Origin of the sequence: Streptomyces sp. NPDC006326 (genome assembly GCF_040612915.1) — a bacterium.
Taxonomy (GTDB): Bacteria; Actinomycetota; Actinomycetes; order Streptomycetales; family Streptomycetaceae; genus Streptomyces.
Map to the genome: position 1 here is coordinate 93,974 of NZ_JBEXRC010000021.1, position 22,202 is coordinate 116,175.

The 22,202-nt window shown below is 74.5% G+C and carries 18 protein-coding genes and 2 pseudogenes; 5 read left to right on the plus strand and 15 right to left on the minus strand.

Going from position 1 to position 22,202, the window contains the following annotated elements:
- Window positions 1-94: 94 nt before the first annotated feature.
- Window positions 95-703, plus strand: coding sequence for a hypothetical protein (locus ABZ128_RS18340; RefSeq protein ID WP_356849474.1), 609 nt, complete (start codon window positions 95-97; stop codon window positions 701-703).
- Window positions 704-778: 75 nt separating this feature from the next.
- Here the strand turns inward: ABZ128_RS18340 and ABZ128_RS18345 are convergent, their stop codons facing one another.
- Genes ABZ128_RS18345 through ABZ128_RS18355 form a run of 3 tightly spaced genes read right to left on the minus strand, consistent with a single transcriptional unit; the run spans window position 779 to window position 2,746 of the window.
- Window positions 779-1,063 (minus strand): hypothetical protein, encoded by a 285-nt coding sequence (locus ABZ128_RS18345; RefSeq protein ID WP_356849476.1) that lies wholly within the window; start codon window positions 1,061-1,063, stop codon window positions 779-781.
- Between the two features lie 10 nt (window positions 1,064-1,073).
- Window positions 1,074-1,787, minus strand: coding sequence for a helix-turn-helix domain-containing protein (locus tag ABZ128_RS18350; RefSeq protein ID WP_356849477.1), 714 nt, complete (start codon window positions 1,785-1,787; stop codon window positions 1,074-1,076).
- Window positions 1,788-1,816: 29 nt separating this feature from the next.
- Window positions 1,817-2,746, minus strand: coding sequence for a diiron oxygenase (locus ABZ128_RS18355; protein ID WP_356849479.1), 930 nt, complete (start codon window positions 2,744-2,746; stop codon window positions 1,817-1,819).
- 194 nt (window positions 2,747-2,940) lie between these two features.
- Between ABZ128_RS18355 and ABZ128_RS18360 the strand changes: the two genes are divergently transcribed.
- A complete protein-coding gene (locus tag ABZ128_RS18360) occupies window positions 2,941-4,050 on the plus strand; it encodes a ferritin-like domain-containing protein (protein WP_356849480.1) in 1,110 nt (369 codons plus the stop codon).
- A gap of 6 nt (window positions 4,051-4,056) precedes the next feature.
- Here the strand turns inward: ABZ128_RS18360 and ABZ128_RS18365 are convergent, their stop codons facing one another.
- Both ABZ128_RS18365 and ABZ128_RS18370 read right to left on the minus strand, forming a co-directional pair.
- Window positions 4,057-5,529: a penicillin-binding transpeptidase domain-containing protein gene (locus ABZ128_RS18365; protein ID WP_356849481.1), complete on the minus strand. Its 1,473-nt coding sequence runs from the start codon at window positions 5,527-5,529 to the stop codon at window positions 4,057-4,059.
- On the minus strand, window positions 5,526-6,893 hold the full coding sequence (locus ABZ128_RS18370; protein WP_356849483.1) for an FtsW/RodA/SpoVE family cell cycle protein: 1,368 nt from the start codon (window positions 6,891-6,893) through the stop codon (window positions 5,526-5,528). The genes ABZ128_RS18365 and ABZ128_RS18370 overlap by 4 nt, the downstream gene beginning before the upstream one ends.
- A gap of 892 nt (window positions 6,894-7,785) precedes the next feature.
- Here ABZ128_RS18370 and ABZ128_RS18375 point away from each other — a divergent pair.
- Window positions 7,786-8,442, plus strand: a pseudogene (locus ABZ128_RS18375) (C40 family peptidase); the annotation flags it as partial.
- A 119-nt stretch (window positions 8,443-8,561) separates the two neighbouring features.
- Here the strand turns inward: ABZ128_RS18375 and ABZ128_RS18380 are convergent.
- Genes ABZ128_RS18380 through ABZ128_RS18400 form a run of 5 tightly spaced genes read right to left on the minus strand, consistent with a single transcriptional unit; the run spans window position 8,562 to window position 14,332 of the window.
- Complete coding sequence (locus ABZ128_RS18380; protein WP_356849485.1) at window positions 8,562-9,899, minus strand: styrene monooxygenase/indole monooxygenase family protein; 1,338 nt, start codon at window positions 9,897-9,899, stop codon at window positions 8,562-8,564.
- A gap of 9 nt (window positions 9,900-9,908) precedes the next feature.
- Window positions 9,909-10,532 carry an ATP/GTP-binding protein gene (locus ABZ128_RS18385; protein ID WP_356849486.1) on the minus strand — a complete coding sequence of 208 codons (624 nt, stop codon included), beginning with the start codon at window positions 10,530-10,532 and terminating at the stop codon, window positions 9,909-9,911.
- Window positions 10,513-10,947: a DUF742 domain-containing protein gene (locus ABZ128_RS18390; RefSeq protein WP_356849488.1), complete on the minus strand. Its 435-nt coding sequence runs from the start codon at window positions 10,945-10,947 to the stop codon at window positions 10,513-10,515. The genes ABZ128_RS18385 and ABZ128_RS18390 overlap by 20 nt, the downstream gene beginning before the upstream one ends.
- The gene (locus ABZ128_RS18395; protein ID WP_356849489.1) at window positions 10,944-11,420 is read right to left on the minus strand and encodes a roadblock/LC7 domain-containing protein; all 477 of its coding nucleotides are present in this window, start codon (window positions 11,418-11,420) and stop codon (window positions 10,944-10,946) included. The genes ABZ128_RS18390 and ABZ128_RS18395 overlap by 4 nt, the downstream gene beginning before the upstream one ends.
- The gene (locus tag ABZ128_RS18400; RefSeq protein ID WP_356849491.1) at window positions 11,417-14,332 is read right to left on the minus strand and encodes a nitrate- and nitrite sensing domain-containing protein; all 2,916 of its coding nucleotides are present in this window, start codon (window positions 14,330-14,332) and stop codon (window positions 11,417-11,419) included. The genes ABZ128_RS18395 and ABZ128_RS18400 overlap by 4 nt, the downstream gene beginning before the upstream one ends.
- Before the next feature lie 437 nt (window positions 14,333-14,769).
- Between ABZ128_RS18400 and ABZ128_RS18405 the strand changes: the two genes are divergently transcribed.
- Entirely contained in the window at window positions 14,770-15,543 is a 774-nt protein-coding gene (locus tag ABZ128_RS18405) for a protein phosphatase 2C domain-containing protein (protein ID WP_356849493.1), read from the plus strand.
- A gap of 74 nt (window positions 15,544-15,617) precedes the next feature.
- On the opposite strand, the gene ABZ128_RS18410 is transcribed toward ABZ128_RS18405, so the two are convergent.
- The 5 genes and pseudogenes from ABZ128_RS18410 to ABZ128_RS18430 form a co-directional block, all read right to left on the minus strand.
- A complete protein-coding gene (locus ABZ128_RS18410; RefSeq protein WP_356849494.1) occupies window positions 15,618-16,058 on the minus strand; it encodes a MarR family transcriptional regulator in 441 nt (146 codons plus the stop codon).
- 117 nt (window positions 16,059-16,175) lie between these two features.
- Window positions 16,176-18,575, minus strand: a complete 2,400-nt coding sequence (gene lon, locus ABZ128_RS18415) for an endopeptidase La (RefSeq protein ID WP_356849495.1) — start codon at window positions 18,573-18,575, stop codon at window positions 16,176-16,178.
- Between the two features lie 97 nt (window positions 18,576-18,672).
- On the minus strand, window positions 18,673-19,137 hold the full coding sequence (locus ABZ128_RS18420; protein WP_356849509.1) for a DinB family protein: 465 nt from the start codon (window positions 19,135-19,137) through the stop codon (window positions 18,673-18,675).
- Between the two features lie 75 nt (window positions 19,138-19,212).
- Window positions 19,213-20,064, minus strand: a pseudogene (locus ABZ128_RS18425) (sulfurtransferase); the annotation flags it as partial.
- A 57-nt stretch (window positions 20,065-20,121) separates the two neighbouring features.
- Window positions 20,122-21,597 carry a glycosyltransferase family 39 protein gene (locus ABZ128_RS18430; protein WP_356849497.1) on the minus strand — a complete coding sequence of 492 codons (1,476 nt, stop codon included), beginning with the start codon at window positions 21,595-21,597 and terminating at the stop codon, window positions 20,122-20,124.
- On the opposite strand from ABZ128_RS18430, the gene ABZ128_RS18435 reads away from it, so the two are divergent.
- The gene (locus tag ABZ128_RS18435; protein ID WP_356849498.1) at window positions 21,588-22,160 is read left to right on the plus strand and encodes a hypothetical protein; all 573 of its coding nucleotides are present in this window, start codon (window positions 21,588-21,590) and stop codon (window positions 22,158-22,160) included. The genes ABZ128_RS18430 and ABZ128_RS18435 overlap by 10 nt on opposite strands.
- Window positions 22,161-22,202 lie beyond the last annotated feature (42 nt).

A 22,202-nucleotide genomic window follows, 5' to 3' on the forward strand; every position in this document is an offset into this window, starting at 1 on the left:
GTTCCTGTTACACGACGCAGGCCCCACCGCAACGGCCCGCCCCTAATTTGGGGGCAGCCGCAGACGCCGGACCCCACCGCACCGAGGGATTCACGTGACCACCGCCAGCCGCCGCACACCCGTCCGCGCAGCCGCCGTGACCGCCTGCGCCGCAGCCCTGCTCGCGCTGCCCGCCGCGGCGGCGCTCGCCGAGGGGGTGCCGGCCGCGTCGGCCGCGCACACCGCCGGCGCGCCCCGGACGCCGGTCAAGAGCCTCGGCCTCGCCGACGGCGTCTCGACCGCGAAGGTCCACCGGGTCTCCGAGGGCGTGTACCAGGCGGAGATCCTGGCCGCCGACGGCTCCCTGGCCGCCACCGTGACCAGCCGCGACGGGATCCCCGCCGTGGGCGGCGCGGGCCCGCTGCACGCGGCCCTGCAGCCCGACGGGCGGCTCTCCTCCTGGGTCGGCGACCCCTCGGCCCCGAACGGTACGCCCGGGGGCGACGGCTACAAGACCGGGACCCGGGACGGTCACGGCGTCCCGGGGACGACGCCGCGCACGCACACGATCGCCGCGGGCGCGACCGGGGTACTGGGCCTGGACACCCTGGCCGACGAACCTGGCGACGGGCTGCTGCTGGTCGCGGCGGGCGCCGGGATGGCGGCGGTGGGCGCCGCCGGGCTCGGCTTCGCCCTGCTGCGCCGCGGGCGCAGCGAGGGCTGACCCCGAGAGGGCCCGGGGCCCGGCCCGAGGGGCCCCGGTAGCCCGCTGCCGGAGGCGGCCTCAGGCGAAACGGCCTCAGACGCCGGCCTCAGGCGGCGGGCTTGTCTTGGTCCAGGGCCAGCGCAGTCCCGGCTTGCGGGCCTGCGGGCGGTACGCGTACTTCCAGCCCTTCTGCAGGTGCAGCCTCTTGGTGTGGCCGGCCGGTACGCGTTCGTAGAGCAGCACCGTCGGGGCGCCGCCGTCCGCCGCCGGGACCGGGATCTCGTACCAGCGCGGCGGGTGGCCGGTCGGGCCGAGCAGGATCGGGAGGACCCGGCCGTCCATCGGGCCGCCCTCGAAGGGGGTCGGTTCGCTTCTCACCCCACCAGTGTCACAGCAGGTGCGCGGCCTGCGAGACCACCGGCATCACGCGCCGGGCCAGAACTCCCGCCGGCCCGTCCGCCGACTCCAGGGCCAGCGCCGCCCCCGCCGCGGCGGCGGTCTGCGGGTCGGTGGCGGCGGTCGCCGTCAGGAGGGCGATGAACTGGTCCACCAGCCAGTCGCGCAGCGAGGCCACGTCCGGCTGCTTGCCCTCGTCGATCCAGATCAGGGAGGCGGCCTCGACGGCCGTGATCCAGGTGCGGACCATCATGCGCAGCCGCGGGCCCGGCGACGGGACGCCCAGGTGGACGAGGATCTGCTGCGCGGCCGCCCGCCGGATGCCGTCCACGGTGGCCGTCGTACGGGAGGTCTCCACGACGCTGCCGCCCTGCAGCAGGGCCGCGAAGCCCGTGTCGTGCACGTCGACGAAGCCCAGGTAGCGGTCGAGCGCCCGGGACAGCCGCTGGGTCAGCGGGCCCTCCTGGGGTTCGGCGAAGCACTGCTCCAGGATGTCGGCCGCCGAGCGCAGGGCGGCCTCGTACAGCTGCTGCTTGCCGCCGGGGAAGTACCGGTACACCAGGGGGCGCGAGACCCCGGCCGCCTCGGCGACGTCGTCGAGGGAGACGTCCTCGGGCGCCCGGTGCGCGAACAGGGACAGGGCGGCGTCGAGGAGTTGGGCCCGCCGCTCCTCGACGCTCAGCCTGCGGTACGCGCGTACGGTCATGCCCGCAGGGTAGCCCCACGGCACGGGCTTCAGGCCAGGAGTCCCGAGCTCCGCCAGAGCTTGCGGCCGACCCCGCGCAGGACGCCGATGTCGTCCAGGAAGTCGGTGAGCCGCTTGGCGCCCGTCTGCATGACCTCCCGGCGGTGTCCGCTGGCCTTGACCTGGGCGACGGCCTCGCGGCGGTCCAGGCCGACGTTCTCGTACACCTGGGGGTTGACGAAGGCGAGGGAGAAGACGCGGGCGGCCTCGCCGCAGCTGATGCGGGTGAGCTCCTGCTCCCAGCGCGGGGCGGTGAGCATCTGGCGGCGCAGCTCCTCGCGGGCGTACCGGACGTGCCGGGCCTCCTCGATGACGTGGATCCGGGTGACCCCGCGGACCAGCGGCTGGATGCGCTCGTCCGGGAAGGTCAGCCGCTGCATCCAGTCGAGGATCTCCTCGCCGAGCAGGGTGCAGGCGAAGGAGCCCGGGGTGGTGGAGACCGTCTTGAGGATGCGGGCGAGGTTGTGGTTCGTGCGGGAGACCGGATAGGCGGGGGCCCCGGCCTTCTGGATCATGCGGGCGAACATCATCGAGTGGCGGCACTCGTCGGCTATCTCGGTGAGTGCGTACCGCACGTGATTGCTGGTCAGGGGCTTGTCGTAGATGTGCCGGACCAGCAGCTGCATCAGGATGATCTCGAACCAGATGCCGAGGGAGCCGAGGGCCGCCGCCTCGTGGCGGGAGAGGTCGATGCGCTGCTCCTCGCCCATCTTCTTCCACAGCGGGGTGTCGTAGAGGGAGAGCAGTTCCGGGGGCCAGTAGTACTTTCCGTCGACCGTCGGGGCGTCCCAGTCGAGTTCCTTGTCGGGGTCGAAGGAGTGCTTGGCGGAGGATTCGAGGAGGCGTGCGGCGATCTGCTCGCGGTCCTTGAGGAGGCCGAGCGCGTCCTGGAGGACCCGTCGATCGGTCGTGGTCGTCATGGCGGGGGCACCTCGCCGTGTTCCGGATGGATGGATGGGTGGGGACGTCACTGCTTGCCGTCACCAGTCATGAGACTGCTTGTCAGCAAGGCCGTCAATCCCCTGCGCGTCACTTGTTGACCGCGCGTCTACCAACGTGTGACGCTGCCAACCATCCAGTCCTGTACGGAAATACACGAGCCGAGGGGGCGTCAGTGTCGACGCACGAGCTCTACACCAAGGACCCGGGCACAGACGTCTGGCAGGTTCCCGCCACCGGCGCCGCCCGTTTCAGCTGGGAGTACGCGGAGGGCCGGGAGCGCCTCCTCGCGCTGTACCAGAAGGGCAAGGACAAGCAGTGGGACGGTGCCAAGCGCATCGACTGGGACCTGGAAGTGGACCCGTACAACGCGCTCGGCACCCCGGACGAGGCGCTGACCCTCCACGGCACCCGCTACTGGCCCCGGCTCACCGACAAGGACAAGGGCGAGCTGCGCCGGCACTACGCCGCCTGGAACTTCAGCCAGTTCCTGCACGGCGAGCAGGGCGCGATGGTGTGCGCGGCACGCATCGTGGAGTCGGTGCCGGACCTCGACGCGAAGTTCTACTCCGCCACCCAGACCATGGACGAGGCCCGGCACGCCGAGATCTTCGGGCGCTTCCTGCACGAGAAGGTCGGGATGCTCTACCCGATCAACGACAGCCTCCAGGGCCTGCTCGGCGACACCCTGCGCGACGCCCGCTGGGACATGCCCTACCTCGGCATGCAGGTGCTCATCGAAGGACTCGCGCTGGCGGCCTTCGGCATGATCCGCGACACCACCGACAAGCCGCTGCCCCGGCAGATCCTGGCGTACGTGATGCAGGACGAGGCCCGCCACGTGGCCTTCGGGCGGATGGCCCTGCGCGACTACTACAAGCAGCTCACCGACGCCGAACTGCGCGAGCGCGAGGAGTTCGTGATCGAGGGCTGCTACCTGATGCGCGACCGGCTGCGCGGGGTGGAGGTGCTGGAGAACTTCGGCATCCCGCGCAAGGAGGCGGAGGAGTTCAGCGAGCGGTCGGAGTTCCTCCACATGTTCCGCAGGCTGCTCTTCAGCCGGATCGTGCCCTGTGTGAAGGACATCGGGCTGTGGGGCGAACGGCTGCAGAAGGCGTACCTGGACATGGGCGTCTTCGACATGGGCGACTCCAACCTGGACCTGCTGATGAGCCAGGACGAGGAGATCGCCGAAGCCCTCGACCGCGAGCGGTTCGCGGCCGAGGAGGCCGAGAGGGTGGCGGAGGTGCAGGCCGCCATCGCGGAGGGCGGCGAGAACCCGTAGGGCGGGTCAGGCCGACGGCCGCGCCCCGGACAGGGCCGCCTGCATCACCGCCCGGGCGATCGGGGCCGCCGCGCCGTTGCCGCTGACGCCTCCGCGGACCGCCGAGGCGTCCTCGACCACCACCGCGACCGCCACTCCGGGCAGCGGAGCGTCCCCCGCCCTGGCCCAGCCGATGAACCAGGCGTAGGGGGTGCCCGCATTGCCGACGCCGTGCTGGGCCGTCCCCGTCTTGCCGCCCACCACGGCGCCCCGGATGGCCGCGTTGCGCCCGGTGCCGTCCTCCACCACCTTCACCATCAGCTCCTGGAGCCGCAGTGCCGTGGCCGGGCTCATGGCCCGGCCCAGCCGGCGCGGGACGGCCCGCCGCACCGGGCCGCCGTCACCCCGCGTGGTCCGGTCCACCAGGTACGGGGCCCTGAGCTCACCGCCGTCCGCCACGGCCGCCGCCACCATCGCCATCTGCAGAGGGGTCGCCGTGGTGTTGAACTGCCCGATCGAGGACAGCGCCAGCTGGTCCTGGCTCATGTCCGTGTCGAAGTTCGAGCGCGACACCCACGAGGGCACGCGCAGCCCGGCGTCGTTGAACCCGAACCGCCGGGCCGCCTCCACCATCCTGCGCAGCCCGACCTGGACGCCGATCTTCGCCATCACCGTGTTGCAGGACCACTGCACCGCCTCCGCCATCGAGGCGTCCTCGCAGCCGGTGCCCGCGTTCGGCAGCAGGGTGCGGGTGCCGGGCAGCGGATAGGGGTCGGGGGTGCGGGTCGGCGCGTCCACATCGGTGACCACGCCCGCGTCCAGGGCCGCCGCCGCCGTCACGATCTTGAAGGTGGAGCCGGGCGGATACGTCTCGCGCAGCGCGCGGTTGAGCATCGGCCGGGCGGGGTCCGCGTTCAGCCGCGCCCAGGCCGCCTTCACCGCCGCACCGGTCCCCGAGAGCGTCCCCGGGTCGTACGAGGGGCTGCTGACCAGCGCGAGGATCCTCCCGGTGGCGGGCTCCAGCGCGGCCACCGCCCCGCGCTTGCCGGCGAGGCCGGTGTACGCGGCCCGCTGGGCCGCGGCCCGGAGGGTGGTCGCCGCGTTCCCCCCGGCCGGACGCCCCCGGGAGAGCTCGTACCAGAGGGGGAAGACGGAGAGCCCGGGGTCCGCGCCCGACAGGATCCGGTCCTCGGCGCGCTCGACGAAGCTGGTCCCGTACGTCTGCGAGGAGTAGCCGGTGACCGGCGCGTACAGCGGGCCGTCCAGGTACGTCCGCTCGTAGCGCAGCAGTTGGCCGCTGTCCCGGGATCCGGTGACGGGCCGGCCCTCGACCAGGATGTCCCCGCGCGGCTCGGCGTAGCGGGCGACGGCGGGACGCTTGTTGGCGGGGTTCGCCCCGTACGCGGCGGACTCCCAGACCTGCACCCGGGCCACGTTGACCAGGAGGGCGAGCAGCAGGGCGGCGCAGAAGTACGCGCACCAGCGGATGTACCGGATCACGCGGCCTCCCCTCCGGCGGGGCGGGGGCGGTGGGCGCTGTCGCTGAGCCGGACCAGCAGGGCCACGATGATCCAGTTGGTGACCACGGAGGAGCCGCCCTGGGCGAGGAAGGGCATGGCCATGCCGGTCAGCGGGATCAGCCCGGTCACTCCCCCGGCGATGACGAACACCTGGAGCGCGATGATCGAGGCGAGCCCGGTGGCGAGGAGCCGCCCGAACGGATCGCGCAGCGCCAGCCCGGCCCGGAACCCCCGGTCGACGAGCAGCCCGTACAGCAGCAGGATCGCGCTGACCCCGACGAGCCCGAGTTCCTCGCCCGCGGTGGCCAGCACGAAGTCCGACTTGGCGGCGAAGCCGATCAGGAACGACTGCCCGTGCCCGAGCCCCGCGCCGAGCAGCCCGCCGGCACCGAAGGCGAAGAGGGACTGGGCGAGCTGCCCGGGGCCCTCACCGCGCCCGATGGAGGCGAAAGGATTCAGCCAGTCCTCGACCCGGCTGTGCACGTGCGGCTCGAAGGTCCCCACGGCGTACGCCCCGAGGGCGGCGAGCAGCAGCCCGACGGCGATCCAGCCGATCCTGCCGGTGGCGGTGAACAGCATGATGACGAACAGCCCGAAGAAGAGCAGCGAGGTCCCCAGGTCCCGCTCCAGCACGAGCACGCCGACGCTCAGCAGCCAGATCGCCAGGATCGGCCCGAGCACCCGCCCGGGCAGCAGCCGCACCCGCCAGAACAGCCGGCGGCCGGTGAGCGCGAGGGCGGTCCGGTTCGCGGCGAGGTAGGCGGCGAAGAACACCGCGAGCAGGATCTTGGCGAACTCCCCCGGCTGGAAGGAGAGTCCGGCGAACCGGATCCAGATGTGGGCCCCGTTGACCGCGGGGAAGAAGACGGGCACGAGCATCAGCACGAGGGCGGCGGCCACCGACAGGTACGCGTACCGCTGGAGCAGACGGTGGTCCCGGAACCCGGCGAGCACGAACACGAACAGCGCCACCCCGAACGCGGACCACCGCAGCTGGTCTCCGGCGGTGAGCTGCTCGGGCGTGGTCAGGTCCAGACGCTGGATCAGGACCAGTCCCAGCCCGTTCAGCAGGACGGCGATGGGCAGGACGAGCGGATCGGCGTACGGCGCCCGCAGCCTGACGGCGACATGGGCGACGAGCGCGGCAGCCACGAGCCCGGCAGCGTAACGGGCGGCGGACCCCGGCATGCGGCCGGTGCCGGAGAGGCCGACGTGGAGGTGACCGAGGACGGCGATGAGCACGGCCCCGAGCAGCAGCGCCAACTCCACCCCGCGGCGCGGGGCGCGGCTGTCGGGGGGCGGGGGCGGAACGGGGTCCACCACCTGTTCCGTCAGGGCGGTCATGAGGGCAACGTAGCAAGGCGCCGACCGGAATGTCCGCGTATGTCGTGCGCGCCTGCGACGGCCCGCCGCGCGGGGCCGGATTCGGCGGGCCGGGGACGGGTCGGGGCGGGGCCCGCGCCGCAGGGATCGGCCGGACGGGTGGGCCCCGGCGACTGGCCGCCGTCGATCAACATCTAGTCATACCGGACATGGCAGCATCGGCCGCCCAGGAGGTGATCCCATGTCACGTCGGCTGCTCCGCGCCGCCTGCCTCGCCGCCGTACTCGTGGCGGCCGGCCCGGCCCATGCCATCCCCACCCCGGCCATCGGGACCACCGGGGGCGGGCCCACCGGGACCGGGAGACCCGGCGGATCCGCGCAGGCCGCAGGGGCCCCCGGAGGCCGGTCGGCCACGGGGAGGACCGCCACCACCGGCACCGGCGGGAACAGGGCAACCGGGACCGACGAGGACCCCGAGGCCAACGAGGACCCCGGGACCACCGGCACCGCGGCCATCACGGAACCCACCGATGACGCCGAGGACACCGAGCCCCCCGGGACCACGGGAAACACCCCGACCGCCGCGACCACCGAAGCCACCGGAACCGCCACCGCCACCGGCACCGCCACCGGCACCCACACCGCCCTGGCCCCCGGATCCCCAGCCACCCCCGGCCAGGGGATCGGCGCGCTCCTCACCCGCCTCCAGACCCTCTACCGCCAGGCCGAAGAGGCGACCGAGGCCTACAACGCCACCGAAGCCGCCCTCCAGGCCCGCCAGAACGAGGAGCGCCGGCTCAGCTCCGCCCTCGGCAAGACCCGGACCGCCCTCGACGCCGAGCGCGCCGCCGCCGGGCGGATGGCCCGGGAGCAGTACCAGGGGGCCGTGGCCGGCCTCTCCCCGTACGTCCGGATGCTGCTCACCGGTGACGCCCAGGCCGCCCAGGACCAGCGCCACCTCGCCGCCCGCGAGGGCGCCCGCCGGGCCGGGATCCTGGCCCGCCTCGCCCGCGGCGAGCACCGGGCCGACGCCCTCGCCACCGCCGCCCGCAAGGCCCTGGACTCCCAGCAGTCCCTCACCACCCGGCGCAAGGAGCGCAAGGACGAGGTGACCCTCAGGCTCAGGGAGGTGGAGCGGCTGCTCTCCTCCCTCACCCCGGAGCAGCTGGCCCGGCTCGACGCCCGCGAGGCCGCCCAGACGGCCACCGCCCAGCGGGAGCTGCTCGCCGCGGGGGCGCTCGGCAGCCCGGCCACCCCCCGCACCCCCACGGCCGCCGGCGGCGCCGCCCTGAGGTACGCGGCCGCCCAGATCGGCAAACCGTACGCGTGGGGTGCCGAGGGGCCCGGTGCCTTCGACTGCTCCGGGCTCACCTCCCAGGCCTGGGCCCACGCCGGCCGGTCCATTCCCCGGACCAGCCAGGAGCAGTGGGCGCAGCTGCCCAAGGTTCCGCTGAACCAGTTGCGGCCCGGGGACCTGGTGGTCTACTTCCCCACCGCCACGCACGTGGCCCTCTACATCGGCGACGGCAAGGTCGTACAGGCCCCCCGCCCGGGGGCCAAGGTCAAGGTGTCGCCGATCGCGGCGAATCCGCTGCTGGGGGCCGTCCGGCCGGACCCGGGGGGCACCCCGCTCGCCGCCTACACCCCGCCGCCGCTCCCCGAGGGGGCGACGGCGGGCGACGACACCGGCTACTCGGCCGGGGTGGCACCGGACGCGGCATCCGGGGCGGCACCGTCCCCGGCAGCCCCCGACGCGGACGGTGCGGACGAGACCGCCGATGCCGCCGATGCCGCCGACGAGACCTCCGCCAGGTAGTCCGCCGCGTCCTCGGGGTCGTAGAAGTACCCGTCGAAGTCGGCCGGGTTGTCGAAGCCGTTGGCGAATCGATCCGCCACCGGCTGAAACCGCCCGGCCGCTCCGATCAGGTTCAGCACGTGCTCCGGCGGCGCGCCCAGCATCGCGTTGGTCCACTGGGTCACCGGCTTGCCCGTCGTGAACCAGAACCTGTCGAAGGCCGCCTTCATCCAGGCCTCGTCGAACGGCCTGTCCCCGTGCATCAGGATCGACGAGAGGTACGAGGCCGCGCACTTGGCGGCGGTGTTCGAGCCCTGCCCGGTGATCGGGTCGTTCGTCACGACCACGTCCGCGACGCCCAGCACCAGTCCGCCGCCCGGCAGCCGCCCGACCGGCTTGCGCACGACCGGCGCGTACCGCCCGGCGAGGGTGGCGCCCGCGTCCGTCAGCTCGACGTCCCGGGCCCGTGCGTACTCCCAGGGCGTGTACGTCCGCATCAGTTCGAGCGTCAGCTCCAAGTGCTCCGCCGGGTCGTTGACCCCGCGGAACACGTCCAGCGGACCGCCCGGGAGACCCTCCCAGAACAGGACGTCCGCCCGCCCCGAGGTGGTGAGCGCCGGCATGGTGAACAGCTCGCCGACCCCCGGCACCAGATTGCAGCGCACCGCTTCCGTCTGCGGGTGCTCGGGCCGGGGCCCGAGCCCGTGCACGTACGAGACCGCCAGCGCGCGCTGGGGAGCGTCGTACGGGGAACGGGCCGCGTCCCGTTCGAACATCGACACCAGCTCGCCCTTGCCGGCGGCGACGAGGATCAGGTCGTAGGTGCGGGAGAAGTAGTCCAGGTCGGCGACCGACGCGCCGTGCACGACGAGCTGCCCGCCGCGCTGCACGAAGGTGTCGAGCCAGCCGGCCATCTTCACCCGCTGGTCCACGGACTGCGCGAAGCTCTTGAGGCGGCCCAGCCAGTCGATCGGGCGGGAGCCGTCCGGGGCGGCGACCGAAACGCCGATCCCCTCGATCCGCGGGGCCTGCCGCTCCCAGAAGTCCAGCCGGAGGTCGCGTTCGTGCTGGAGTGCGGCGTCGAACATGACCTGCGTGGACATGACCTTCCCGGTCCGGATCTCGTCCGGCGTCCGGTTGGACATGAGGGTGATCTCGTACCCCTTCGCCTGAAGGCCGAGGGCGAGCTGGAGACCGGACTGCCCGGCTCCGACGACGAGTATCCTGCGCATCCGCGTTCTCTATTCGGGAGTGGTGTCGAGGGCGTGGCCCACCAGGGTCAGCAGGGACTCGACGACCGTGGGCCGGCGCCGCGCGTCCATGATCACCACCGGTACGTCGGGCGGGATCGTCAGCGCCTCGCGCACGTCCTCCGGCTCGTAGGAGCGGGAGCCCTCGAAGTGGTTCACGGCGACGGCGTACGGGAGCCCGCAGCTCTCGAAGTAGTCGAGGGCCGGGAAGCAGTCCCGCAGCCGGCGGGTGTCGGCCAGGACGATGCCGCCGACGGCTCCGCGGACCAGGTCGTCCCACATGAACCAGAACCGCTCCTGGCCCGGCGTCCCGTACACGTACAGCACGAGGTCGTCGTCGAGCGTGATGCGGCCGAAGTCCATCGCGACGGTGGTGGTGTTCTTGTCCGGGGTCGCGGACAGGTCGTCGGTCGGCAGGCTGGCCCGGGTCATCACCGCCTCGGTGCGCAGCGGCGTGATCTCGGAGACGGACGACACGAAGGTGGTCTTGCCGACGCCGAAGCAGCCCGCGACCAGCACCTTGACGGCCACGGGTGCGCGGGAGCGGTCGTACTGCCAGGGCTGTACGGGTTCGTCGTCGACCGACGCGACCGGGTCAGAGACGGCGAAGGCCACTGAGCACCCTTTCGAGCAGTGCGCGTTCGGGCCGGCCGGGGCCGTGGCCCGTGCCGTAGACCCGGACCCTCCCCTGGTCGGCCAGGTCGCTGACGAGGACGCGGACCACGCCGAGGGGCAGCTTCAGCAGCGCGGCGATCTCGGCGATCGTGCGCATGCGCCGGCAGACCTCGACGATGGCGGGCATCTCGGGCATGCGGTCGGACCGGCCGTCCGCGCTGCCGTCGGACTCGCCCTCGGTGCCTCCCGGCAGCTGCGGCCGGGACGCCTTGGCGTCCAGGGCGGCGACGAAGGTCTCGACGTGCAGGACCTGGGAGAACCGGGTGCGGCCGCCCGTGAGCGAGTACGGGCGGACGCGGGCGGGGCGGCGGTCGGCGCCGCGTATGGGCAGCCGGTCGGAGGCCGGACTCCTCACGGGGTTTTCTCCATCGACTGGCGCAGCTCGCTGCGGACTTCGGGGGTCAGGACGTGGCCGGCGCGGCCGACGAACAGGGCCATGTGGTAGGCGACGACGCTCATGTCGCAGTCCGGGGTGGCGTGCACGCCGAGCAGGGAGCCGTCGCTGATGGACATGACGAAGACGGAGCCGTGCTCCATCGCCACCATGGTCTGCTTGACGCCGCCGCCCTCCATGAGCGCGGCGGCGCCGGTGGTGAGGCTGCCGAGCCCGGAGACGATGGTGGCGAGGTCGGCGGAGGCGCCGCGCGGCCCCTTGGCCGGGGAGGGGCTCCGGCCGGCTCCCGCGGGGTCGGAGGACAGCAGCAGGAGCCCGTCCGAGGAGACGACGGCGACGGAGTTGACGCCCGGCACCTCCTCCACCAGGTCGGTCAGCAGCCACTGCAGGTTGCGGGCCTGGGTGCTCAGTCCGTACGTACTGGGCGCGGTCATGTGCGTGCCTCCTGTGCGGTGTCCCCCCGGTCGGTGTCCTGTGCGAGTTCGGCGGCGACGACGCGTCTGCCGTCGCGGGTCCCCTGGTAGAACCCGCCGAGCCGGCGCCGCAGTTCCTCCGCGTCGACACGGCGCGGCGGCGCGGACGGCTGGACGGCTTCACCGCGCCGGGCGGCCACGACGCGGGGGGTCCGCTTGGGCAGCCCCTTGCCGGTGACGGGCCCGGCGGCCTCGGAGGCGTCTGCGGCCTCCGCCTCGGGGTGGGCTCCCTGGCGGGGCACCCAGTCGCCTTCGGCGGTGGCGTGGCTGTGCGGGGTCCGCTCGGCGGCGGGCCCGTCCTCTTCCTCCGGTACGTCGGCCCGCGGGGCGGGACCGGCCGACGGGTCGGGGGACGCCGGGGCGGGGTCGGACCCTGCGAAGGCCTCCGCCGCGCCGTCGGGGACGACCCGCGCGAGGAGCTCCTGGGCGGGCTCCGGCCCGGCCGGAGCCGGGGCCGGGACGGTGAACACCTGATCGGGGGGCGGCAGCGCGCCCTCGGACCCGGCGAAGCCGTACCCACCCGGAGCGGACTCCGGCGCGGCCTCGGCCGACAGCACCGGCTCCGGCTCCGGCTCCGGCTCCGGAACGGCGTCGGCAACGCCCCGGACCGGCAGCTCCTGATCCGGCTCCGGCCCGGCCCCGGCGGCCGGCTCCGGCTCGAACCCGAGCTCCGGCTCCAGACCCTCCCCGGCGGCCGACTCCGGCTCAAGCCCGGGCTCGGCACCGGTCGCGGCACCGGCACCTGCCTCGACGCCGGCCTCGGCGGTGGCCTCGACGCCGGCGAACTCCGACGCCGGCTCCGCCGCCGGAGGTTCCGGCCGGGGGCGGGTGCGGGGCGGGAGCGTGTGTTCGTTGGCCTCGGCGATGACGCCCGGCAGCCGCAGCTCCGGCCGGCCCGGGCCGGCGAAGGTGTGGACCGGGGTGGCCGGCGGGGTGGCCGGCAGCAGCGCCGCCGGGACGACGACCAGGGCCTCCGTGCCCCCGTGCCGTCCCGCCCGGAGCTCCGCGGTGACGCCGTGCCGGGCCGCCAGGCGGCCGGCCACGTACAGGCCGAGGCCCAGGCCGTGTTCCGCCTCGGGCTCCTCGTCGTACGCCTCGGGCGTCGCCAGCCGGGAGTTCAGCGCCTCCAGCCGGTCCTCGGTGACCCCGATGCCCGCGTCCAGCACGGACAGCACGACGTCACCGGAGTCCAGCTGCCACCCGGACACCCTGACCTTGGCGTCCGGCGGCGAGAAGGTCGTCGCGTTCTCCAGCAGCTCGGCGAGGACGTGCGAGATGTCGTCCGCGGCGTGCCCGGCCACCTGCGTGAACGACGGCAGCCCGGCGAGGTCGACCCGCTCGTAGCGCTCGATCTCGCTGACCGCGGCCCGCATCACGTCGACCAGCGGCACCGCGGCGGCTCCGGCGCCGTGGCCGGTCTCCTGTCCGGCGAGCACGAGCAGGTTCTCGTTGTGGCGGCGCATCACCGTCGCGAGGTGGTCCAGCTTGAACAGGGTGGCCAGCCGGTCGGGGTCCTGCTCCTTGGACTCCAGCTCCTCGATGACCGTGAGCTGGCGCTCGACCAGGCCGAGGGTGCGCAGCGACAGGGAGACCGAGGTGGTGGACATGATGCGGCGGTGCTCCTCCAGCCCCGCCCGCAGCTCCTTGAGCTCCTGCTCCAGTGCCTCGCGGCCGGAGGTCAGCGCCTCGTTGCGGCCGATGAGGCGGCGCCGGTCGGCGTCGAGGCCGGCGATCCGCGTGTGCAGGGACACCGTCTGGTCCCGGACCGCGTTCAGGTGGCGGACGACCTCGGCGAACTCGTCGTTGCGGCCCGTGAAGCGGACCGGTTCGACCGAGCCCTCCGGCGTGGCCAGCCGCTCGGCGCCGCGGCGCAGCACCGACAGGGGCCGGGTGAGCGAGCGGGCAACGGCCGTGGAGACGCCGACCACGAAGAGGAACAGTGCGCCGAGCACGCCGACCAGCAGTTCCAGCCGGGTCACGTCGTCGTCCCGCAGGGTGGCGAGCGCGGTGGCCCGCTGCCCGGCGAGGGTGGCCTCGACGGAGCGCATCCGCTCGATCCGGGCGGTGAGCGGGGGGCTGACGGCGGCGCCGTCGAGCTTGCGGTCGGCGGAGCTGAGGGTGGGCCGGTCGGTGAGCCGCTTGAGCAGGTCGTCGGCCGTCTTGACCTCGGGGCCGGTGACGGTGGCGGCGAGGGTCTGGCGTACGTCGGGGCGGGCGATCCGCGCGAAGTCTTCGAGGGCCGCCTGCTCCCGTACGCGGGCGCGCTGGGCGGCGGCGGTGAGCTCGTCCACGACCGCCGAGTTGGGGGGCTGCTCGCCGCGGGGGACGGCCAGCGCGGCGAGCAGCAGTCCACGGGTGGCCGAGGCCTGTTCGACGGCCTGGCCGAGGGGGGCCAGCGGGCGGGTGGTGACGAGGGCGTCGCCGGCCCTGGGCGGGGTGAGCACGGCGAGCCGGTCGCCCGGGGCGAGCACCTGCGCGATGACGCCCGCGTACGTCTGGTGGGCGGCGAGGGCGCTGCCCTTGCCGTCGACGGCCTCGGTGCGGACGGCCCGGACGCGGCCGATGGCCTCGGCGAGCGGCTCGTCGGCCTCGGCCCGGATCTCGTCGAGCTGCCGGTCGGTGAGGGCGATGCGCTCCTGGACGGGCGCCTTGGCCTGTCCGCCGGGGCGGCCCTTGGCCACGTACTCGACGACGGCGTCGCGCTCGTCGCCGAGGAGGTGGGCGAGCGTGAGGGTGTGCTGGGTCTGCTCGGCGAGGGTGACCAGTTGCTGGGAGTCGTTCAGCTCCCGTGTCGCGGACACCACGGCGGGCGCGCCGGCCGCGAGGACGGTGAGGCCGGCGACGGCCACGCCGACGACCAGCCTGCTGCGCACGCGGACACGGGGTCCTGCGGGGGCGGGTCCGTCGGTGGCGGTGCCGTTCTTCCGAGACCGCTTCTTCTGCACCGGTGCTCGCAATCCTGTACGTGTGCTCGTGCTCGTCTACTCGTGTGGCCGAGGTAACGGCCGGTCAACAAGTAAACGCCCCCTGCCCCCTCGTACCGCCTCAGACCTTCGCAGTGTGTTGGGGAGAGAGCCTGACATCGCCCACCCGGCCACTCGAACGAGTGAACATCACGGATGAGTTGGCGACCAACTCGGCGGGGTGGCGTCAGGGCGCGGCCGTGGACGGGTGGTTGAAAGATCGATGGGGGCTTTGGCAGTATGCCCGCCCGCACGTCCGCAGGGCCCGGGGCGGGGCCCGCCCCGCGCCTTCCGCTTTGGTACGGACCTGACCTGTCCGCGATGGGCGCGGCGGGCAGAATGTACGCATGCGCATCGACCTCGCCTCGGCCCCCGGCAACCCGGAACGCCCCAACGAGGACTGGCTGTCGGCGGCGATACCGGCGGTGGGGGGCGGGGTCCTGGTCGCCCTGGACGGGGTGACCCCGCCGCCCGGCGAGGTGGGCTGCACGCACGGCGTGCCGTGGTTCGCGGCGCGGCTCGGCGGCCGATTGACCGAACTGTCCGGATCGCGGCGGGACATGCCGCTGGACCGGATCCTCGCGGAGTCGATCCGCGACACGGCCGACGCCCACCGTCAAACCTGTGACCTTTCTCACGTGCGCACTCCGCAGGCGACGGTGGTGCTGGTGCGCTGGGACGAGGCGTACGTGGAGCACCTCGTCCTCTCGGATTCCGTCCTCCTCCTCCAGGATTCCGAGGGCGCGGTGACGGCCGTGCTCGACGACCGGCTCGACCGGATCCCCCGCGCGCTGTTGCGCACCACCGCCTCGGCGGACGCGCTGCGCAACAGGGAGGGCGGTTTCTTCACGGCGGCCGCGGATCCGGCGGTGGCGGCGCGGGCGGTGACCGGCCGGGTCCCGCGCGAGCGGGTGCGGGCGCTGGCCGCGCTCACCGACGGGGCGAGCCGGTGGACGGACACCTTCCGGGAGGGCGACTGGGCCGAGTGCCTGGCGGTGCTGCGGAAGGAGGGCGCGCAGGGGCTGATCGGCCGGGTGCGCGCCCTGGAGTCGGATCCGCAGCGCACCCCGGTCCGCGGCAAGCGCCACGACGACGCCTCGGCGGCCTACGCGGAGCTGTAGCGCGGGCGGCGGCACGGGCGCCGGCCGCGGCGGGAACGGTGTGTGAGCGATGCGGGCGCCGGGGCCGGGGCCTGCTAGTCCTCGCCCTGGTTCAACTGGTTGAGGAGCCTGGCCAGTTCCGCGACCTCGCCGCGGTCCCAGTCGGCGAGCTTGCGCATGTACTGCTCGCGCCGGGCGCCGCGGACGCGCAGGAAGCGCTCCCGGCCCTCCTCCGTGAGCCCGACCAGGAAGGCCCGGCCGTCCGCGGGGTCGGGTTCGCGGGCCACCAGCCCGAGCACCTCCAGGGCGCGCAGCTGCCGGCTCATGGTGGCCTTGCCGACCCCGAAGTAGGCGGCGAGGTCGGTGGCCCGCTGCCGGCCGGCCGCCTCCAGGCGGACGAGCAGGCCGTACGCGGCGGGCTCCAGCTCGGGGTGCAGTGCGCGCGCCATCTCCCCGGAGGAGGCGCGGGCCCGCCGGAGGAAGACGGACAGCTCCCGCTCCAGGGCAAGGAACTCCTGGTCTTCGCTCCCGTGCACGTTCCGCTCCCGCTGTGTCTGTGTCTGAGGTGGGTTCCCGAGAGCTCCAGTATTTCGCAGCGGGTACGGCGGCGGCCCGGGACCCCGCCGCAGCGGGAGCCCGGGCCGCCCCGGGGGTCAGGCCGCGGTGGCCACCGCCTGGGCCCCGGCCTTCGCCAGCGCCAGTTCCAGGACCTGGCGCACGTCCGTCACAGGGTGCACCTCAAGCCCCTCCAGCACCTCGGACGGGACGTCGTCGAGGTCGGCCTCGTTCCGCTTCGGGATGATCACGGTGGTCAGGCCGGCCCGGTGCGCGGCGAGCAGCTTCTGCTTGACGCCGCCGATCGGCAGGACCCGTCCGGTCAGCGAGACCTCGCCGGTCATCGCCACGTCCGTGCGGACCTGCCGCCCGGACAGCAGCGAGGCGAGTGCGGTGGTCATGGTGATGCCCGCGCTCGGGCCGTCCTTGGGGACCGCGCCCGCCGGGAAGTGGATGTGCACGCCCCGGTCCTTCAGGTCGGCGACGGGAAGCTCCAGCTCGGCGCCGTGCGAGCGCAGGAAGCTGAGCGCGATCTGCGCGGACTCCTTCATCACGTCGCCGAGCTGGCCGGTCAGGGTGAGCCCTGCCGCCCCGGTCTCCGGGTCGGCCAGCGAGGCCTCGACGAAGAGCACGTCCCCGCCGGCGCCGGTCACCGCGAGGCCGGTGGCCACGCCGGGGACGGCGGTGCGCCGCTCCGCCGGGTCCTGCGCGGACTCGGGGACGTGGTGCGGCCGGCCGATGAGGGGGCGCAGCTCGTCGGCGCCGATCCGGAAGGGCAGCTCCTGCTCGCCCAGTTCGTGCTGCGAGGCCACCTTGCGCAGCAGCCGCGCGATGGAGCGCTCCAGGGTGCGCACGCCGGCTTCGCGGGTGTACTCCCCGGCCAGCTTGCGCAGGGCGTCCTCCTCCAGGACCACCTCGTCGGCGGCCAGGCCGGCCCGCTCCAGCTGGCGGGGCAGCAGGTGGTCGCGGGCGATGACGATCTTCTCGTCCTCGGTGTACCCGTCGAGGCGGACGAGGTCCATGCGGTCCGCGAGGGCCTCCGGGATGGCCTCCAGCACATTGGCGGTGGCGAGGAAGACCACGTCGCTGAGGTCGAGCTCCACCTCCAGGTAGTGGTCGCGGAAGGTGTGGTTCTGGGCCGGGTCCAGGACTTCCAGCAGGGCGGCGGCCGGGTCCCCGCGGAAGTCGGAGCCGACCTTGTCGATCTCGTCGAGGAGCACCACCGGGTTCATGGACCCGGCCTCCTTGATGGCGCGGACGATCCGGCCGGGCAGGGCCCCAACGTACGTCCGGCGGTGGCCGCGGATCTCGGCCTCGTCCCGTACGCCGCCGAGGGCGACCCGGACGAACTTGCGGCCCATGGCGTGCGCGACGGACTCCCCGAGGGAGGTCTTGCCCACACCGGGCGGCCCGACGAGCGCGAGCACGGCTCCGCCGCGGCGGCCGCCGACGACGCCCATGCCCCGCTCGGAGCGGCGCTTGCGGACGGCGAGGTACTCGGTGATGCGGTCCTTGACGTCGCTCAGCCCGGCGTGCTCGGCGTCGAGGACGGCCCGGGCGCCGCGGATGTCGTACGCGTCCTCGGTCCGCTCGTTCCACGGCAGCTCCAGCACCGTGTCCAGCCAGGTCCGGATCCAGGAGCCCTCGGGGGACTGGTCGCTGGCCCGCTCCAGCTTCTCGACCTCCTTGAGGGCGGCTTCGCGCACCTTCTCGGGGAGGTCGGCGGCCTCGACGCGGGCGCGGTAGTCGTCGGACTCCTCGCCCTCCTTCTCCCCGTTCAGCTCGCGCAGCTCCTTGCGGACGGCCTCCAGCTGACGGCGCAGCAGGAACTCGCGCTGCTGCTTGTCGACGCCGTCCTGGACGTCCTTGGCGATGGACTCGGCGACGTCCTGCTCGGCGAGGTGGTCGCGGAGCCACTTGATGGCGAGCCTGAGCCGCGCGACGGGATCGGCGGTCTCCAGCAGCTCCACCTTCTGGGCCACCGTCAGGAACGGCGAGTAGCCGGAGTTGTCGGCGAGGGCGGACACGCCTTCGATCTGCTGGACCCGGTCCACGACCTGCCAGGCGCCGCGCTTCTTGAGCCAGCTGGTGGCGAGGGCCTTGTACTCCTTGACGAGTTCGGCCACGGCCCCGGGCAGCGGCTCGGCGAGCTTTTCGTCCACGCTCTCGCCCTCGACCCAGAGCGCGGCGCCGGGACCGGTGGTGCCGGCGCCGATGCGGACGCGGCCGACACCGCGGATGAGCGCCCCGGGGTCCCCGTCGGAGAGCCGCCCCACCTGTTCGACGGTTCCGAGCACACCGGTGCCCGCGTACTTCCCGTCGACCCGCGGTACGAGCAGCACCCGGGGCTTCCCGCTCCCGCCCGCCGCCTGGGCGGCCTCGACGGCCCCCCGCACCTCGGCGTCGGACAGTTCGAGCGGGACGACCATCCCGGGCAGCACGACCTCGTCGTCGAGCGGCAGCACGGGCAGGGTGAGCGTTACGGACGTCGAAGCCATGATCTTCCCTCCGGCAGTCAAGTTGAGCTATGCCGACTCAATGCATGTGCGCCGCCCGTTGTTCCCCAACCCCCGTTCGCCTCCGGCGAACACGCCGTCAGACGCCGACGGCTCCGTCGATCCGCTCGCGCAGCAGGTCGGCGTGGCCGTTGTGGCGGGCGTACTCCTCGATCAGGTGGACCAGCACCCAGCGCAGGGAGACCCGCCCGCGCCACGCGTCCTCGCCCTCGACGTCGAGGTGCGGGGCGTCCGCGACGAAGGCGTCGGCGAAGGCCACTTCGCAGCGCCAGGCCCGCCACGCCTGCGCGACCGCGTCCGGGCCGGCCTGTGCGCGGTCGAAGTCCCCGTCCGGGTCGGCCTCGGAGGAGAACAGCGCCGGCGCGTCCTCCCCGGCGAGGACGCGCCGGAACCACCGGCGTTCCACGTCCGCGAGGTGGCGGACCAGGCCGAGCAGCGACAGCGTGGAAGGCTCCACGGAGCGCAGCGCGAGGTCCGCGCCCTCCAGGCCCGCGCACTTCAGCTCCAGCGTGGCGCGCTGGGCGCCGAGGAACCCGGCCAGCATGCGCCGCTCCTCGCCCGTGGCGGGGACGTCGAACTCCCGCTCGGTGGTGGTGCCGGGGAAGAACCCGGCCCTCCGGCCGGTCACCGCGGGGAGCTCCGGGTCCATGGCCCACTCGGTCCAGGAGCCGTCGTAGACCGCCAGGTGCGTGTAGCCGGCGAGGGTGGCGCCGAGGGCGAGGACGCACGCCGTCACTCCCGAACCGCAGCTGAAGTACAGCTTCTCGCGGTCCGCGGCCAACGCGGCGAAGGCCTGGCGGAGTTCCCCGGCGGGCCTCATCAGGCCTCCCTCGCGCCGGAGTTCCCCGAAGGGCAGGTTGAGCGCGCCCGGCATGTGGCCGCCGCGCAGTCCCGGACGGGGCTCGGGGGCGGTTCCGGCGAAGCGTTCGCGGGTCCGGGCGTCGAGTACGGCTGCGGCCGGATCCGCCAGGGCGGCGCGGACGACGGCGCTGTCCACCAGCAGCCCGGGGCGGGGCCGGGCGGTGAAGGAGCCGGGCGGGCCGGCGTAGGCGGCGGCGGTGGTCTCGACGTCCAGCCCCGCCGCGACCCAGGCGGGCAGCCCGCCGTCGAGGACGGCGGCCCGGTCGAAGCCCATGGCGCGCAGCATCCACCAGGCGCGGGCGCTGGAGTGGATGCCGGCGCCGTCGTAGACGACGACGGTGCTGGTGTCGTCGATGCCCAGGGCGCGCACCGCTTCGGCGAACCGCTCGGGCGCGGGCATGGTGTGCGGGGCGGGGGCCTCGTGGTCGGAGAGGTCGCCGTCGAGGTCGAAGGGCCGCGCCCCCGGGATCCGCAGGGCCGCACCGCGGTGGGCGCCGACGGAGGCGTCCAGCACGACGAGCCCGGCCGCGCCGAGCCGGTCCCCCAGCCACCGCACGTCGACCAGCGGCCCCGGCAGGGCTCCCGTGTTCCCGTTGTCGTTCCTGGTCATTGCGGCGCGCCCCCCGGAGCCTGGTACGTGATCGGTGGCGTCATCCTGCCCCACCGCTCACCCCGGGGGGCAGTGGCCCGGTCGGGCGAAGACGGCGATCCGGGCGCCCCGGGCCGGTGTCAGGGAGCAGAGCTCGAAGCGGGAGGCCAGGGTCTGGCGTTTGACCGCCTCCGCGGGGGTGCGGTCGCGGGGCTGGTCCGGCGGGTCGAGGAGGGCCACCACCCGGGGCGCGTCCGCGAGGCGGGCCCATATGCGGTCCGGGGGGAGCTCGGTGCCCTGGAGGGTGTGCGAGGCCGCCGGGGTGCGGTCCAGGGCCAGGTCGTCCAGGCCCCCGTACACGTCCGGGGAGGACAGCAGCCATTCGCGCCGCCGCGCCGGCAGGAACAGCACGGCGTCCCCGGGCGCGGCCCGCTCCCGGACCGCGGCGGCCACCGCGAGGACGTCGTCCTTGCGGCTCTCGGGCGTCCGCAGCCACGCCGACCACCACCCGCAGGCCACGGCCACCGCCCCGACCGCCGCCCAGGCCCCCCACCGCCGCGGCCCGGGCAGCCGGAGCTCCGACAGCCGGGCCCCCGCCAGCAGGGCGAGCCCGGCCAGTGCGTAGAGCACGTACCGGTCGACGTACCAGGGGTGGACCAGCGAGACCGCCATCAGCAGCCCGGGCGGCAGCAGGGCCAGCGGGAGGGCCACCTCCACCAGCTCGCGCTCCGCCGCCCCGCGCGCGAGCAGCAGCGCCAGGCCCGCCACCACCGCGTACGCCGCCCAGTCCTGCCAGCTCGGCCGCCCGAGCCAGCCGAGCTGCTGCCCGGCCTGCCCGGCGGTGACCACGGCCAGCGGCAGCAGCAGGGCGGCCACGACCGCGGCGCTGCGGCGCCAGCCCCGCGAGCGGCGGCCCCGGAAGGCGTGCGCGAGCAGGGCGAGGGCGGCGAACTCGTGGAGCCAGCAGCCCAGCAGCAGCACCACGGTGTAGGCCGTCCACCGCTCGCCCAGCATCAGGTACGTGGCCCACACCACCGCGGCCGCGACCAGGGCGTACGAGCGCCCCTCCTGGGCGTACATCTGCACGGGCGGCAGCAGGGCGTACGCGGCGCCCGCGCACAGCGCCGCCCGCTCCCCCGCGAGCCGCCGGGCGGTGGCGGCCACGCCGGCCGCGGCCAGGGCGGTGGCGGCGACGGAGGGCAGGCGCAGCGTCCACAGGCCGTCCCCGCCGACGAGGAAGACGGCGTGCATGAGGAGGTAGTACAGCCCGTGCACGGCGTCGACCTGGCCCAGCAGCTCGCCGATGCCGCCGAGCGGCCGGTGCGCCACCTGCCAGGTGACGGACTCGTCGCGCCACATGCTGCCCCCGCGGCGCAGGCCCCAGAGGCCGAGGAGCACGGCGAGCAGCGGCGGCAGCCAGCGCCAGGCGGCGGTGCGGCGGATGTCGTCCTCCTGGTGCTTTCCGTACGGGGGGTGCCGACTCCATACTCGGGGGTCGGCCCGAGGACCCGTGGGGGTGGGGTGTGCGCGCGGTGCGAGGAGTGGTGGCGGCATTGCTGGGCGCGGTGGTGCTCGGCGGCTGCGGTGCGGGCCCGGGCGGCGGCGGGTCCGGCTCCCCGGAGACGGCCGCGGCGGCCGTGAGCCCGTCGGCGCCGCCCGGCTCCGCGGCCCCGGCCGGCACGGCTGCGGCGCCCGGCCCGACGGGGGCGCCGCCCGCGAGCCCGTCGCCCACGGCTTCCGTCCCGGGGCCGGCCCCGTCCCCGGCTCCGTCCTCCGCGGGGGAACGCCTGGTCACGGTCACCCGCAGCGGCGGCTTCGCGGGCCGGACGCACACGCTGCTGATCAGGGGCGACGGCTCGTGGACCCGGCTGGACGGGCAGGGCGGCCCCGAGGGGAGCGGGAAGCTGGCGCCGGACCGGCTCGCGGGGCTGCGCGCCGCGCTCGCGGCGGCGGACTTCCCGCACCTGCCGCGGGTGGTGCGCGGCGGTCCGACGGTGTTCGACGGGTTCACGTACGCGTTCGTGCACGGCGGCTTCGAGGTGGCCACCGCCGACGGGTCGGTCCCGCCGGGCCTGCAGAAGGTGCTGGCGGCGCTGCCCCCGTTCGAGAGCGGCTGAGGGCCCGCGGCGGGCGGCGTTCTGTAGGAGGCCCACAAACCG